General features: G+C 63.1%; 14 protein-coding genes. 3 read left to right on the forward strand and 11 right to left on the reverse strand.

Annotation, left to right across the window (positions count from 1 at the left end; genetic code table 11):
* Positions 1-11: 11 nt before the first annotated feature.
* The 5 genes from GGR17_RS07265 to GGR17_RS07285 form a co-directional block, all read right to left on the reverse strand.
* Complete coding sequence (locus GGR17_RS07265) at positions 12-719, reverse strand: ABC transporter ATP-binding protein (protein ID WP_054540249.1); 708 nt, start codon at positions 717-719, stop codon at positions 12-14.
* The gene (locus GGR17_RS07270; protein WP_054540248.1) at positions 706-1,473 is read right to left on the reverse strand and encodes an ABC transporter ATP-binding protein; all 768 of its coding nucleotides are present in this window, start codon (positions 1,471-1,473) and stop codon (positions 706-708) included. The genes GGR17_RS07265 and GGR17_RS07270 overlap by 14 nt, the downstream gene beginning before the upstream one ends.
* Positions 1,470-2,432 carry a branched-chain amino acid ABC transporter permease gene (locus GGR17_RS07275; RefSeq protein ID WP_054540247.1) on the reverse strand — a complete coding sequence of 321 codons (963 nt, stop codon included), beginning with the start codon at positions 2,430-2,432 and terminating at the stop codon, positions 1,470-1,472. The genes GGR17_RS07270 and GGR17_RS07275 overlap by 4 nt, the downstream gene beginning before the upstream one ends.
* Positions 2,433-2,434: 2 nt before the next feature.
* A complete protein-coding gene (locus tag GGR17_RS07280) occupies positions 2,435-3,334 on the reverse strand; it encodes a branched-chain amino acid ABC transporter permease (RefSeq protein ID WP_054540246.1) in 900 nt (299 codons plus the stop codon).
* A gap of 75 nt (positions 3,335-3,409) precedes the next feature.
* On the reverse strand, positions 3,410-4,642 hold the full coding sequence (locus tag GGR17_RS07285) for an ABC transporter substrate-binding protein (RefSeq protein ID WP_082386714.1): 1,233 nt from the start codon (positions 4,640-4,642) through the stop codon (positions 3,410-3,412).
* 302 nt (positions 4,643-4,944) lie between these two features.
* Between GGR17_RS07285 and GGR17_RS07290 the strand changes: the two genes are divergently transcribed.
* The 3 genes from GGR17_RS07290 to GGR17_RS07300 are packed head-to-tail and all read left to right on the forward strand — an operon-like array spanning position 4,945 to position 9,483.
* Complete coding sequence (locus GGR17_RS07290) at positions 4,945-6,153, forward strand: acetyl-CoA C-acetyltransferase (protein ID WP_054540244.1); 1,209 nt, start codon at positions 4,945-4,947, stop codon at positions 6,151-6,153.
* A 17-nt stretch (positions 6,154-6,170) separates the two neighbouring features.
* Positions 6,171-8,312, forward strand: a complete 2,142-nt coding sequence (locus GGR17_RS07295; RefSeq protein ID WP_054540243.1) for a 3-hydroxyacyl-CoA dehydrogenase NAD-binding domain-containing protein — start codon at positions 6,171-6,173, stop codon at positions 8,310-8,312.
* Between the two features lie 13 nt (positions 8,313-8,325).
* Complete coding sequence (locus tag GGR17_RS07300) at positions 8,326-9,483, forward strand: acyl-CoA dehydrogenase family protein (protein WP_054540242.1); 1,158 nt, start codon at positions 8,326-8,328, stop codon at positions 9,481-9,483.
* A 50-nt stretch (positions 9,484-9,533) separates the two neighbouring features.
* Here GGR17_RS07300 and GGR17_RS07305 read toward each other — a convergent pair whose 3' ends face one another.
* From GGR17_RS07305 to GGR17_RS07330, 6 genes are all read right to left on the reverse strand, one after another.
* Entirely contained in the window at positions 9,534-9,884 is a 351-nt protein-coding gene (locus tag GGR17_RS07305) for a DUF4286 family protein (protein WP_054540241.1), read from the reverse strand.
* Positions 9,885-9,931: 47 nt separating this feature from the next.
* Complete coding sequence (locus tag GGR17_RS07310) at positions 9,932-11,557, reverse strand: class I adenylate-forming enzyme family protein (protein ID WP_054540240.1); 1,626 nt, start codon at positions 11,555-11,557, stop codon at positions 9,932-9,934.
* A 127-nt stretch (positions 11,558-11,684) separates the two neighbouring features.
* Entirely contained in the window at positions 11,685-12,848 is a 1,164-nt protein-coding gene (locus tag GGR17_RS07315) for an acyl-CoA dehydrogenase family protein (protein ID WP_054540239.1), read from the reverse strand.
* A 93-nt stretch (positions 12,849-12,941) separates the two neighbouring features.
* Positions 12,942-13,718 (reverse strand): SDR family oxidoreductase, encoded by a 777-nt coding sequence (locus tag GGR17_RS07320; RefSeq protein WP_054540238.1) that lies wholly within the window; start codon positions 13,716-13,718, stop codon positions 12,942-12,944.
* Between the two features lie 4 nt (positions 13,719-13,722).
* Positions 13,723-14,742, reverse strand: coding sequence for a quinone oxidoreductase family protein (locus tag GGR17_RS07325; protein WP_207642724.1), 1,020 nt, complete (start codon positions 14,740-14,742; stop codon positions 13,723-13,725).
* A gap of 171 nt (positions 14,743-14,913) precedes the next feature.
* Positions 14,914-15,393, reverse strand: coding sequence for a VOC family protein (locus tag GGR17_RS07330; RefSeq protein WP_052071173.1), 480 nt, complete (start codon positions 15,391-15,393; stop codon positions 14,914-14,916).
* Between the last annotated feature and the right edge of the window lie 79 nt (positions 15,394-15,472).

Here is a 15,472-nt window from a genome sequence, read left to right on the forward strand (position 1 = left end):
GCCCGCGCGGGTCAGGTGCCCAGATAGGCCTCGTGCACCTTGGGGTCTTCGCGCAACGCCGCCGAGACCCCGTGAAACGCGATCTCGCCGTTTTCAAGGATATAGCCGTATTCGCTGACCTTGAGGGCAAGCTGGGCGTTCTGCTCGACGATCAGGATGGTCAGCCCGCTGCGGTTCAGTTCGACAATCGTCTGGAACAGGTGCTCGACCAGCACGGGCGACAGGCCCAGGCTGGGCTCGTCCATCAGCAATATCCGCGGCCGCGACATCAGCGCCCGGCCGATCATCAGCATCTGCTGCTCGCCGCCCGACAGCAGCCCCGCGTGTTGCTGTTCGCGTTCCTTGAGGCGCGGGAAGGTGGTATAGACCCGGTCCAGATCATCGCGCAGCTGTTTGCGTTGGCGCCGGTGAATCCACCCGCCCAGCAACAGATTGTCGGCCACGGACATTTCGGGGAAGGTCTCTCGCCCCTCGGGCACCTGGGCGATGCCGCGCCGCACGATGTCTTCGGTGCTTTTGCCTGCGATGCTTTCGCCGTCCAGCGTGATGTCGCCCCCGCGCAAGGGCACGATCCCCGAAATACAGTTCAGCGTGGTGCTTTTGCCCGCGCCATTGGCCCCAAGAAGGCAGACCATCTGGCCCTGTTCCACCTGAAGGCTTACGCCCTCAAGCGCCTTGACGGCCCCATAGCCGGCCCCGACATCGTCAAGCTTCAGCATAGCCACTTCCCAAATAAGCTTCGATGACCTTGGGGTCTTCGCGCACGTCCTGCGGCAACCCTTCGGCGATCTTCGTTCCGAAATTCAGCACCGTGATCCGATCGGCGATGGCCATGACAAGCTGCATCACATGTTCGACCAGCAGGATGGTGATCCCTTCGCGGTCGCGCAGTTCCGTCAGCAGCTTGTCCAGCGCGGCGATCTCGCGGTTGCGCAGCCCTGCGGCCGGTTCGTCCAGCAGCAAAAGCCGCGGCTTGGCGGCCAGCGCCCGCAGGATGTCCAGCATCTTCTGACGCCCGAAATCCAGCGCATTGGCCTTGGTGTCGCGCATGTCGCTAAGGCCCATGCGCTCTAGCAACGCCTCGGCCTCGGCGATGGCGGCGGCCTCGATGCGGGACCGGCCGGGGCCGGGCAGGAACGGGTTGTAAGTCTCGATCCGGCTGCTCATGCCCAAAAGCAGGTTTTCCAGCACCGTCATGCGGCCGCACAGTTCGATGTTCTGAAAGGTGCGCGCGATGCCCAGCCCCGCCAGCGCATGCGGCGGCAGCGTGGAAATCGGCGACCCCGCAAAGCGCACCTGCCCGCCGGTCAGGTTATAGACCCGCGTGATGGCGTTGAAGGCGGTGGATTTCCCGGCGCCGTTGGGGCCGATCAGCGCATGGATCGTGCCCTCCTGGACCGAGAGGGAAAAGTGGTCAAGCGCGGTGAGGCCGCCGAATTTGATGGTCACCTCGTCCAGTTCAAGCAGGCTCATGTCGATGTCCGGTTCTTGGAGATAAGAGAGGTGACAAGCCCATGGATGCCATTGGGCATAAGCGTGATCGACAGGACAAGGATCAGCCCGTAGACGAATTCCTGCCAGACCAGAAAATCACCCATGGTCGCGCCCAGGACCTCGGGCAGGATGCCCAGGACGATGGCGCCGATCACGACACCCGCCACCGTGCCCATGCCGCCGACCACGATCATGGTCAGCAGAAGGACGGCGGGCGCGAAGGTAAAGTTCTCGGGGTCGATGAACGAGTTGAACACCACCAGCATGCCGCCGCCGATACAGGCGTAGGCGCTTGAGATCACGAAGGCCCAGGCCTTGGTCCGGCGCACGTTGACGCCCGAGACCGAGGCCACATGTTCGCTGTCGCGCAACGCGGCCATGGATCGGCCCAGTTTCGACCGGTTCAGCAGGAACGTGGCCAGCAGGACGACGGTCAGGATCACGACAAGGACGCGGAAATTGCTGGCGTCGGTGGTCGAGGTGAAGAAGATGAAATCCGACGGTTGCAGCCGCAGCCCGTCTACCCCGCCGGTCACGGTTTTCCAGCTTTGCGCCAGCCAGTGCATCGCCGAGGCAAAGGCCACGGTGGCAAGACCCAGATAGATGTTGCGCAGCCGCACCGAGGCCAGCGCGACGACCCAGGCCAGCAGCGCCGACATGAGGATCGCCAACAGCAGGCCGACCGGAAAGGGGATGCCGAAGCGCTGTTGCAGGATCGCGGTCGTATAGGCACCGATCCCATAGAAGGCCACATGGCTGAAGGCGAACTGCCCCGCGCGGCCCATGATGATGTCCAGCCCGATGGCCAGCACCACATAGGTGATCAGCCCGCAGCCGATATAAAGCTGATAATCATTGGCGACCTGCGGGATCAGCAGGCCCAGAAGAAGAATGCCGGCCGGCCAGGCAAGCTCGGCGATAGACAGGCGTCCATACATGGTCAGACTTTCTTGACAGAGGCTGTGCCGCCGAAAAGCCCCTGCGGGCGCAGCACAAGCACGATCATGATGATGATGAACGGGGCAACGATGATGGTGTCGGACCCGAAGAAATAGCCGATCAGGTTTTGCACCACCCCCACGACGAACCCCCCGATGATCGAGCCGGGCAGGTTGCTGAACCCGCCGATCACGGCCGCGGCCAGCGCGGTCATGATGACCCCGCCCATATCGGGGGTCAGCCCCAGCTTGGGCCCCACCAGCACGCCGCAGATCCCGGCCATCACCCCGGCGATGCCCCAGACGATCATGCGCATCCGCGCCACCGGAATGCCCGACAGCGCCGCGCACAGCGGGTTCTGGCTTGAGGCCTGAAGCGCCCGGCCCAGCAAGGTGCGCGTGAAGAACAGCCAGAACCCCAGAATGGCCAGCACCGCGATGCTGACAATCGCCACATCCGCCCGCAGGATCGGTACGCCGCCCACGAAAAACGGCGGGCCGGTGACAAGTGGCGGCAGCGACCGGACCTCTTCGGTATAGGGGATCACCCGCACGATGCCTTTCAGCATCAGCGACAGGCCGAAAGTGGCGATCACGATGGGGATCAGCGGGCTTTCACGCCCGCTCATGCGGCGGGTGATGGGCACGATCGCCAGCCTTTCGAAGGCAGCGCCCAGGGCAAATGTAGCCACCGCGACGATGGGAAAGATCAGCCAGTAGGGCACCGAGGACGAGACGACCAGAAACAGCGCGACATAGGCCCCGATCATGACCAGCTCGCCGGCCGCGAAATTGACCGCTTCGGAGGATTTGTAGACGATCACGATGGACAGCGCGATCAGCGCATAGACCGATCCGGTCGCGATCCCGCTCAGTATCACCAAGGCCAGCGTCGTGGACATTGGGGGCTTTCCTTTCGACTGCGTTGAGGGGCGGCAATAGCGGTGCCCGCGCCGACAGAGCGGCGCGAACAAGGGTCAGTCGTCGAACACCGCCGGGTCGATCAGCGCGTCCCAGGTATAGGGGCCGCCGACACGGGTCACGGTCGAGCCGTCGAACTTGACGATGATCTGTCCGCGGTTGGAATCGCGCCGCTCGGGCGTGAAGACCGTTGGTGTGGCCATGACGCCGGTCTCAAGGTTGGTCTGGTCGATCGCTTCCATGAAGGCCTCGCGCGTCAGATCCGGCCCCGCGCGTTCCAGTGCGTCGACGATCGCCATCGCATGGGGAAAGCCATAGGCCCCGACGATGCCGGGCTCGGGGCGGTCGGGATAGTATTTCACCATCAGATCCTTCCACGGCTTCAGCGCCGGATCGTCCATCGATTCGGCCACCAGCGGATGGGCGTAATAGAACTTGCCCAGACCGGCGGTGTTGCCATCAAGGCTGCCCACGAACGCCTCGGTGTTGGAAACGCCCTGAATGGCCGAGATCACCGGCTTGTCCAGCAGGCCAAACTCGGTCAGCTTTTTCATCACCAGCGTGGTCGGGGGCGCATAGGTGGTCAGGATGATCACATCGGGATTGGCCGAATGCACGTTCAGCACGGGCACGGTCACGTCGGTGGCATTGTTCGGCACGATCTCATTCGCGACGACCTTGATGTCGTATTTCTCGGCCATCGCCGTGATCATTTCCAGCGCCGAGGTGCCCATCGCGTCATTTGGGCCCAGAACCCCGACGGATTTCGCGCCCAGCCCCTCGATCGCATACATCATCACGGCAGCCAGCGTGGCGCGCTGTGTGCCGGGTGCCGAGCCGAACTGATATGTCGTGGGCGGATAGACACCCGCATCGCCCGAGGCGTTCAGCATGAAATGCGGCACTTTTTCCTGATTCACCAGTTCCTGAATCGAAACCGTCGATCCCGAACATGACCCGCCCAGCAGCAGGAACACCTTTTCCACGGTGATGAATTTCCGCACCACCGTATTGGCCGCAGCGGGAGTGCATTTGTCGTCTTCGACCAGATAGCGGATGGTGCGGCCGTGGATGCCGCCCTTGGCGTTGATGTCGTCGAAATAGGCCCGCGCGGCATTTATCGGGTCCGTGCCATAGGCGGCAAGCGGGCCGGAAAGCGGCGCGAACATACCGATCAGGATTTCGTCGTCGGTGACGCCGGTTGTCGTCTGACCAAGGGCCGATGCCGCCAGGCCCATGCTCACCGCCACACCTTTCAGGACGCGCCCGATCACAATTCGTATCGTCATTCTTCCCCCCAAAAATAGTCAGATGTTTGTGTCAAACCCGGGCAAGTTAAATATTATTTTTGTGCCCAGATATATTTCTTCCACAAATCTGCGCCGCGTCAAGGTATTATAGATTTTAGGTGGCGGGCCATCGGCCACGTGTCGACCATGCCGCCCGGGCCCGGGCGCAAACCGGGGCTCTTGGGGCGGAAAAGGCAGGGCGGGATTCACCTGCAAGGCCTGCCTTGCGATAGGTGAGCATCGGGGCGCGGCGGTCTAGCTACACGGTAAGAAGTTTCCGATATCTGAAACAGGAGGTCGCTGTGCCCGAGGCATATATCTATGATCACGTCCGTTCGCCCCGCGGGAAGGGGCGCGCTGATGGCTCGCTTCATGAAATCACTGCTGTTGATCTCGCTTCGCAGGTTCTGGGCGCCATGCGGGACCGCAACGAGCTTGATACCGCGCTGCTTGACGATGTCATCCTGGGTTGTGCGCAGCCGGTGGGCGAGCAGGGCGGCAACATCGCCCGCGGCGCCGTGCTGAACGCAGGCTACGAAGAAAGCGTCGCCGGCCAGCAGGTGCACCGGTTCTGCGCCTCGGCGCTCGAGGCCGTGAACACCGCCGCCGCGCATATCATGAGCGGTCAGACCGATGCGGCTATCGGGGGCGGCGTGGAATGCATGTCGCGCACCTATATCGGGGCGGACACCGGCGCATGGTCGGCCGACCCTTGGGTGAACTATCACAACTATTTCGCCCCGCAGGGCATCGGCGCCGACATGATCGCGACGCTGGATGGCTATACGCGCGAAGATGTCGATTCCTATGCTGTCGAAAGCCAGCGCCGCGCCGCCGCCGCATGGCAGGGCCAGCGCTTTTCGGGCTCGATCGCGCCGATCAAGGACAAGCTGGGCGATGTGATCCTGGATCACGACGAATACATGCGCCCCGGCACCACGCTGGAAAAGCTGGGCAACCTCAAGCCCGCGTTCACGGCGCTGGGCGAAAAGGCCGGGTTCGACAAGGTCGGCATGATGCGCTACCCGCAGATCGAAGCGGTGAACCATGTGCACACCGGCGGCAACTCCAGCGGGATCGTTGATGGCGCCGCCGCCGTTCTGGTCGGCAACGAAACCTTCGGCAAGGCCTCGGGGCTGAAGCCGCGCGCCAAGTTCCGCGCCTTCACCTCGATCGGGTCCGAACCCACGATCATGCTGACCGCCCCCGCCGACGTGACCCGCAAGACGCTCAAGCGGGCCGGGATGACGCTGGACGATATCGACCTGTTCGAGATCAACGAAGCCTTCGCCTCGGTTGTGATGCGGTTCATGAACGCGCTCGACCTCGACCCCGAGATCGTGAACGTCAACGGCGGCGCGATTGCCATGGGTCACCCGCTGGGTGCAACCGGCGCGATGATCCTGGGCACCGTTCTGGACGAGCTGGAGCGGCGCGACCTGAACACCGCCCTTGTGACGCTGTGCGCCGGCAACGGCCTGGGCACGGCAACCATTATCGAACGCGTCTGATCCGGGGACCAAAGTAAATGAAGCACATTAAATTCGACGTCGAAGAGAACGGCATTGCCGTTCTCACCCTTGATAATGCCGACGAGTCGATGAACCTGGTGTCACCCGAGTTCATCACCGAATTCACCGAGGCCGTGCAGCGCGTCGCCGATGACGAGGCGATCACGGGTGCGATCGTCACCTCGGGCAAGAAGGCCTTCATGGCTGGCGCCGATCTGAAATTCATCGGCTCGGCCTATGACCGGGGCATGTCGCCTCACGATGTTGTCGCCTTCTGCAAGAAGCCCAGCGACATGCACCGCCTGATGGAAACCTGCGGCAAGCCTTTCGTCTGTGTGATGAACGGCCTGGCGCTTGGCGGCGGGTTCGAACTGGCGCTGGCCTGCCACTACCGTATCCTGGTGGACGATCCCAAGGCCGTGGTCGGCCTGCCCGAGGTCAACTTGGGGCTGCTGCCCGGTTCCGGCGGCACGCAGCGTCTGCCGCGCATCGTCGGCACGGAAACCGCGCTGGACGTACTGCTGTCGGGCAAGACCATGCCGCCGGCCGAAGCGCTGGAAAAAGGCATCGTGGATGAGGTCGTCCCGGCTGACAAGCTGATGGATGCCGCGCGCGCCTGGCTGGCCACCGGACCCGATCCGGTCAAGCCGTGGGACGTGAAAGGCTATGCGCCGCTGGCCTCGTTCGGTCTGCTGGACGCCAAGACCGCGATCACGTTCACCATGCAGGGCCCCGCACTCAGCGCAAAGACCTATCAGAACTATCCCGCGCCGATTGCTATCGCGAGCCTGGTGTTCGAAGGGATGCAGCTGACCTTTGACGGGGCGCAGGCGCTTGAGAACAAGTATTTCGCCCGTCTGGTCACCGACCCTGTGTCGCGCAACATCATCCGCACGACCTTCCTGAACAAGGGCAAGAACGACGCCCTGGAAATGCGCCCCGAAGGCGTGCCCACCTACACGACCAGGAAACTGGGCGTACTGGGGGCAGGCATGATGGGCGCGGGCATTGCCTATGTGGCCGCTGCCGCGGGCATCGAAGTCGTGCTGATCGACGCGACCCAGGAAAATGCCGACAAGGGCAAGGCCTATTCGGCCAAGGTTCTGGACAAGATGGTCGATCGCGGCAAGCGTACGCGCGACGCGGCTGACGCTGTTCTGGCCCGTGTCACCGCCACCACCGATTACGCACAGCTTGAAGGCGCCGATCTGGTGATCGAAGCCGTGTTCGAAGACACAGGCGTCAAGGCCGACGTGACCAAGAAGGCCGCCGCCGTCATTCCGGGCACCGCGCCTTTTGCGTCGAACACCTCGACCCTGCCAATCTCGACCCTGGCCGAAGCGTTTGTACGCCCCGAGGATTTCATCGGCCTGCACTTCTTCTCGCCAGTGGACCGTATGGCCCTTGTCGAGGTGATCATGGGCAAGAAAACCTCTGACGCGACGCTGGCCAAGGCGCTGGATTTCGTGAAACAGATCCGCAAGACCCCGATCGTGGTCAACGACAGCCGCGGCTTCTACACCAGCCGCGTGTTCCAGACCTTCATCCACGAAGGCATGGCGATGCTGCAAGAGGGCGTTCTGCCTGCGATGATCGAAAACGCCGGCAAGATGGCCGGCATGCCGGTCGGCCCGCTTCAGGTGACCGACGAGGTGTCGATCGAGCTGCCGCTGAAGATCTGCAATCAGGCCATCAAGGAAGAGGGCGACGCCTATACCGTGCCCGTGTCCTACAAGGTCATGGATCGCATGATGAACGAGTTCAAGCGCCCCGGCCGCAAGGCAGGCGCGGGGTTCTTTGAATACCCCGAGGACGGGAAAAAGCATCTGTGGAAAGGTCTGGCCGAGGCCTTCCCGGTTGCCGAAACCCAGCCCGACATCGAAGAGCTGAAAAAGCGTCTGCTGTATATCCAGTCGCTGGAAACCGTGCGCTGTCTGGAAGAGGGCGTTCTGACCCGTCCCGAGGACGGCGATATCGGGTCGGTTCTGGGTTGGGCCTTCCCGACCTATACCGGCGGGACCATGTCGCTGATCGACACAGTGGGCGTGGCGGCCTTTGTCGAGGAATGCGATGCGCTGGCGGCGAAATACGGCCCCCGGTTCACCCCGTCGCCCTGGTTGCGCGAACGTGCGGCCGACGCCCGCAAAATCTTTGCGTGATCGGTAGCCAGGCATGAAAAGAACGATTTTCGAACCCGAGCACGAGCAGTTTCGCGATACCGTCCGGCGGTTCTTCCAGAACGAGATCGGACCACATGCAGAGCGCTGGCGCGAACAGGGTCATGTGGACCGTGAGGCCTATGTCAAGGCAGGCGAACTTGGCCTGCTTCTGACCTGGGCTGATGAGAAATACGGCGGGGCCGGCATCAGCGATCTGCGCTACGAGCAGATCGTGTCCGAGGAAAACATGCGCCACGGTGATCCGGGGTTCTATATCCACCTGCATTCCAACCTGGTGGCCCCCTATCTGGGCCACTTGGGAAATGACGAGCAAAAGGCGCGCTGGCTGCCCGATTGCATCTCGGGCAACAAGATCCTTGCGATCGCCTTGACCGAGCCCCACGCGGGCAGCGATCTGGCCGCGATGCGCACCACCGCCGTCGAGGAAGACGATTGCTGGGTGCTGAACGGGTCCAAGACCTATATCTCGAACGGGCAGCTTGCCGATCTGGTGATCGTGGCAGCCCGCACCTCGAAGGCCGAAAAGCACCGTGTGGGGCTTTTCGTGGTCGAGGCCGGTCAGGCCGGGTTCGCGCGCGGGCAGCGGCTCAAGAAGATGGGTCTCGACTCGCAAGACACGTCCGAGCTGTTCTTCGAGGATGTGCGCGTGCCCAAGGACAACGTGCTGGGCGACCCCGAGCGCGGGTTCCACTATCTGACCGAGTTCCTGGCCGGTGAACGGGTTGTCGTTGCGATTGCCGCCCTGGCAGCCGCGCAGACCGCGTTCGATCTGACGCTGGACTACGTCAAAGAGCGCGGCGCGTTCGGGCGCCCCATCGGGATGTTCCAGAATTCGCGGTTCGAGCTGGCCCGGATGCGGGCCGAGATCGATACGGTTCAGACCTTTGTGGACCAATGCGTGATGCTGCAGAACGACAAGGCGCTGGATGGTGACACCGCCGCCGCCGCCAAGCTGATGGCGACCGAGCTTGAGGGCACCGTCATGGACCGCTGCGTTCAGCTTCATGGCGGCGCGGGCTATATGCAGGAATACCGGATCTGCCGCATGTATACGGACGCACGTGTGTCGCGCATCTTTGCCGGGACATCCGAGATCATGCTTGAAATCATCGGTCGCGGCCTTGGGCTGGACGAGCGCAAACTGAACTGACGGCCTCTGCGGGGGCCGGCCTGGCGCCGGCCTTTGACGACCTGTCTGTTTTACTCTTGCGGGGTTTGGCGCCGGTCTGTGATCGGGTGAAAGAAATAGGCCTCGCGATGCGGGTTCATCGCATCCGTACGCGGCATCTTCTCGGTCCCGATCCAGGTTTTCAGCGCATCAATCACCGGATCAAGATCGTCGGTCTCGACCTCATAGATCGCAGCGTATTTCCACGGAAAGGGCGGGTCGAGCCGCTGCTTGTCGCTCAGCGCGAACCGCTGGGCGGCGACCACGCCGGGGATTTTCAGAACATCGTTCAGGTGCTGGTTGTCATACCAGTCGTTGAAGGCGTCGTCCTGCCCGTCCACGGCATTGGTATAGACGATGAAGATATGCTTCTCGGCCGTCATGGCTGTGCTCTCCGTTCAAAACGGGCGCGGGCTGCGCCCGAGGGCGCTTAGCCAAGACCCAGCTCCTCACACAGTTTTTGCCGGAGCCGGAACTTGGCAACTTTGGTGGCCGACATCGGCCATTCGGTTACGAAACGCACGTGGCGGGGCACCTTGAAACTTGCGATGCGCCCCTTGCAGTGGCTAAGCACGTCTTCCTCGGTCAGCGTGGCGCCGGGGGCCAGCTCGATGAAGGCCGCCGGAACCTCGCCATAGCGTTCGTCCGGGATGGGCACCACCTGCGCAAGCCGCACGGCGTCATTCTGGGCCAGGAAGGATTCCACCTCGAGCGCCGAGACGTTTTCGCCCCCGACCTTCATCTGATCCTTCAGGCGTCCAAGGAAGCGCAAAAGCCCGCTTTCGGCCATCGCGCCATAGTCGCCGGTCATGAAGTAGCCGTCTTCGGTGTGCATTTCGGCGGTCAATTCGGGCTGGTTCAGATAGCCTGCAAACAGGCTTGGGCCCTTCACCGCGATCTCGCCCGGTTCGCCCGGAGCGACCTCTTGCCGGGTTTCGGGATCGACGATCCGCGCCGACCAGCCGGGCAGGAAATGGCCCACCGTGGTGGTGCGCTCCTCAAGCGTGTCCGTGGGGTGGCTAAAGGTCACGATGCCGGTCGTTTCGCTCATGCCGTAGGCCGACAGAAGCAGCGCATCGGGGAATGCGGCCTGAATGCGACGCTGAATTTCCTCGGGGCCTACGTTGAAGACGAAGCGCACGCGCGAGAAATCGGTGTTCTTGAACTCTGGCGCGCTCATCAGTGGCAGCAGGATCGTCGGGAACAGCGGGTAAAGCACCGTGGGCGGGTATTCGGCGAATTGCGCGTAGGCCATATCCACGTCGAAGTGGCTCATGCCGACAAAGCGCGCGCCGACCGCAAGGCAGACGGTCATGAACAGCAGCCCGCCGATATGGAACATCGGCAGCGGGCACCACCAGGTGTCATCCGGGCCCACGTCGAACAGCCCGGCCGTCAGCTGCGCGGTGGTCACGAGACAGCGGTTGGGCAGCAGGCACCCCTTGGGCGCCGCCGTGGTGCCCGAGGTATACATGATCAGTTGCAGGGCCTGCGGGCCGGGCAGGGGGCCCATGTCCGGTTTCGGGGCCGATCCGGCGCGGTCGCGCAGTGCCTCGGAACTGATCATGCAGGGCGGGGTGCCGTCGTGAAAATGGATGATATGTTCAAGCGCGGGGAAGCCCTCGATCGCCAGACGGCCCTCGCAACTCGCATCGGCCAGACCGGGCAGCGCCTCGTTCAGCAGTTGCTTGAAGTTCACATGCTCATCCACGGCGCCTGTCGTCACCACGCAGCGCGCGCCGGAATCGCGGATGATATGGGCCAGCTCGAAAGCGCGGAAGCGGGTGTTGATCGGCACCACCACCACGCCGATGAACGAGGCGCCGATGAAGAATTCGACGAACTCCATGCAATTGGGCATCAGAAGCGCCAGCTTGTCACCCTTGCTCAGGCCAAGCGCGCGTAGCTCACGCGCACGCCATTTCGCGGCCTCGACCAGTTCGGCATAGGTGCTGCGATCCTTGTCCAGAACGACCGCGACCCTGTCGGGGAACTGCTGCGCCGTCTTGATGAGCTGTTCCGCATATCCGGGAAGGTTCTGGGTGATCTCCAACACGCCGTTATTCCTTATCTCGCAGTATCTTCTGTTCCGCCAGGCACTGGCCGTGATCGCAAAACCGGCCCCCGCGCGGCGGCGGGATACCGGCAGAGGGGAAAGGTACGGACCATCCGCACCGGCCCCGTCAGAACGAGCGGGGCAGACCGAAGGACTCGGCGATCGAGTTCCGAACCATCTCGTTCGAGATCGGGGTGATCCGCAGGATCCGGTGATCACGCCAGTAGCGCTGCATGTCGGTTTCCGCGGAATAGCCCATGCCGCCCAGAATCTGAATGCCCAGATCGGCCGCTTTCACGGCGGATTCAGACGCCACCATCTTGAGCATGTTCGCCTGTACGCCGCATTCCTGCCCGGTCGATTGCAGCCAGGACACATGGTAGAGCATCAGTTCGACCTGTTGCTGCCATGTGGCGATATCGGCGATGTAGTGCTGAATGGCCTGGAACTGTCCGATGGGTTTGCCAAAGGCCTTGCGCTGTTTGGCATAGTCCACCGCGTCTTCCAGCACGCCGTCGATGGCGCCCAGACATTGCGCGCCGACCATGATCCGCTCGTTGTTGAGCGTGGGCAGCAGCATGTACCAGGCATTGCCGGGCTCGCCCAGCACCAGGTTGTCGGGGACGAAAACATCGTTCAGCACGACGCGGCTTGACCCGACAGCGCGCATCCCGAGCTTTTCCAGAAGGTGGTTTTCCATGCCCTCGGATTTCGTGGGCACGAAGAACAGGGTCAGGCCCTGATGCCGCTTTTCGACATCCTTGTCGGTGCGTGCCAGCAGCAGAATATAGTCGGCCACATGGCTGGCCGAAGACCACATCTTTTCGCCGTTCAGCACCCAGCCGCCGTCAACCTTCTTGGCGGTCGTGCTCATGGCGCCCAGCACATCAGTGCCGCCGCCGGGCTCGGTAAAGCCGATCGAGACGCGGCAATCGCCCGCCGCGATCTTGGGCAGGAATTCGGCCTTCTGTTCGTCGGTGCCGTAAAGCCCGATGGATTTGGCGCCGGCGAAAGAGGTCAGCCCCCAGACCCACAGCAGCCCGCCCAGCGAACGCGACAGCTCGCGCGCCAGGATCATCTGGATCATCACATCGCCGCCCTGGCCGCCGTATTCCTCATCGATACCGATCCCGAAAAAACCCGCTTCGCGCAGTTTTTCCCAAAGCTCGAAGGGGTATTCCTTTTCCCGTGCCTCAAGCTCACGCGAAAGGCTTTTGGGAAGTTCGTTGTCCACCCACCGGCGCACCATGTCGCGGAAGGCGGCCTGTTCTTCTGTCAGATTGAAATCCATATGCCGAATCCTGCTCCCTTTGGCAGAAGTATCTCCAGTAGCTGCCAAGCCCGCACCTGACGCCGGATAGGCGCGGGAGGCGTGAGTGGCCGCCTAGCCGCCTGCCAGAACGCCGCCATCCACCGGGATCTGCGCGCCGGTCACATAGGCCCCGGCTCGCGAACACAGAAAGATGCAGGCGCCGGCGATGTCGTCGGCTGTGCCCATTCGTCCCATCGGGATGTGATCGCGCAGTTCGGCCAGCCGGTCGTCGTCGGCGCGGATATGCGTGGTCATCTTGGTGGGGAAGTAACCCGGCAGCACCGTGTTGACGGTAATCGCCTCATCGGCCAGCTCGATCGCCAGCACCTTGGACAGGTGGTGGATCGCGGCCTTGCTGGCGGCATAGGAATAGGCCGGCAGGTTCTCGACCCGCGCGCCCGCGACCGACCCGATATTGATAATGCGCACCGGGTCTTCGGCGGTGCCCGACGTCTTGAACAGGGGCAGCAGGTCGCGCACCAGCGTGAACGGCGCCTGCACGTTCACCATCATCACACCGCTCCAGGCGGTGTCGGGGAATTCGGCAAGCGGCGCGCCGAAGGTGCGGCCCGCGTTGTTGATCACGATATGCAGCGGCTTGCCGCGCGCGATCAGCGCCGTGCTCAGCGCGCCCACGCCTTCGGCCGAGGACAGATCCGCCGTCATGCCTTCGGCCGAGCCGAACTGCGACAGGGCCGCGACGGCCTCGGCCACGTCGGTTTCCTTGCGCGAGGTCACGATGACATGCGCGCCGGCCTCGATCAGGCCCTGGGCGATCATCCGGCCCATGCCGTTGGCGCCGCCGGTGACAAGCGCGGTCTTGCCGGTCAGGTCAAACAGGTTCTTCATCGGCTCAGGCTCCGTTCGGGGCGGGAATGTCCACGATGACCTTGCCAAAGTGGTTGCCCTGCAATGCGGTGAAGGCCTGTGCGATCTGGTCAAGCGGGAAGGTGCTCTCGATCACGGGTTCCAGCGTGTTGTCGCTGACAAAGCCGATCATCTCGTTGAAATCGGCCACGGTGCCCATTGCGGTGCCGAAGATCGTGGCGTGCCGCAGGAAAAACTCCGGCGCGTTGACTTCGAACTTGGGGCCTTGGGTCGAACCATAGATCACCACCCGGCCGCCCATGGCCACAGATCGTGTATAGGCCGCGAACGAGGCCGCTGGTGCGCCGTCGATGATCACATCGAACCCGCCCGAGGCCTTGCCGGCGGCTTTGCCCCAGCCCTCTTCGCGATAGTTGAAACCGCCCTTGGCGCCCAATGCCATGGCCTGTTCGATATTGTCGGGGTTGCCGCTGGTCACCCAGACCTCCGCGCCCTTGGCCACGGCGAAGGCCAGGGCAAAGGTCGCGACACCGCCACCGATGCCGGTGATCAGCACCTTGTCGCCCTTCTTGAGCCCGGCCTTGCGCGTCAGTGCGCGCCAGGCGGTCAGCGCCGCCGTTGGCAGGGCCGCGGCCTGGCCAAAGCTCAGATGCGCGGGTTTTGTGCAGACGTTTTCGGCGGGCACACAGATATATTGCGCCAAAGTGCCGGGGATCGGCATCCCCAGCAGGCAGAACTTGCCCGAGGGGTAATCCGGGTTGTCGCCCCAGTCGCGCGCGGGGTAAAGCACCACCTCCTGGCCGACCATTGATGCATCGACCCCGTCACCGACCGCGTCGACCACGCCCGCGCCATCGGCGCCCAGGATGCTGGGCAGGTTCATGCCGGGGTACATCCCGCGGCTGATCCACAATTCCCGGTGGTTCAACGAGGCCGCGCGCAGTGCGACACGCACCTCGCCGGCGGCGGGTTGGGGCACAGGCTCATCCTGCAGGCGGGCGGCTTCGGGGCCTTCGGCTTCGGAAAGCACAACAGCTTTCATCATTTCTCTGGTCTCCTTGGAAACGAAGGTGAGCATTCGGGGCGGGCCCCAAAACCGGCGCTGCCGGGGCGGGGCGCCAACCCGGGGGCGGAGTTCCGGGCGGCGCCTTGCGCGGTTTCTCGGTCGATGGGTGCGGCCCGCGGTGCCCGGGGCAGGACACGGGCCGCCCCAGCCTTATTCTTCAGATGCGGGATACCATTTTCCGTCATTCTTGCTCTTGTAGGGCTTGGCCACCTCGATCAGCACGCCATGCGCGCTTTTGGGTGATACCCAGCCCCATTCCTGCCAGGTCATGTCGGGGTCCTGGCTGATCGTGCCCACGGTTTCGATGCCTTCGGCGCGCAGCTTTTCAAGCGTTCCGGGCACGTCGTCGGTGGTCAGGCAAATGTGGTGCACATGCTCGCCATGCTTTTCCAGACGCTTGTACAGGGGCGTGCCTTCGCCCGGTTCGATGAACTGCATTTCCGCACCGTGATCAGACACGAACGTGGCCCAGCGCATCTTGTCTTCGCCACCTTCGAAATCCTCGTATCTGACGATCTTTTTCTCAACCTGCTTGGGATCGAGGATCTTGAGGATCTTGGTCCAGTGGTCGACGGCTACGTCGAGGTCACGTACCAGCAGGCATACATGTGCAAAGGGTCCGCTCGGCATGGTGTTCCTTTCAGATATTCTAGTTTGTTGAACCGCGAATGCGGGGTGCTTGGCCCAGATACGGCGATGCCGCACCGAT

Source organism: Actibacterium naphthalenivorans (genome assembly GCF_014196965.1).
Lineage (GTDB): Bacteria > Pseudomonadota > Alphaproteobacteria > Rhodobacterales > Rhodobacteraceae > Actibacterium_A > Actibacterium_A naphthalenivorans.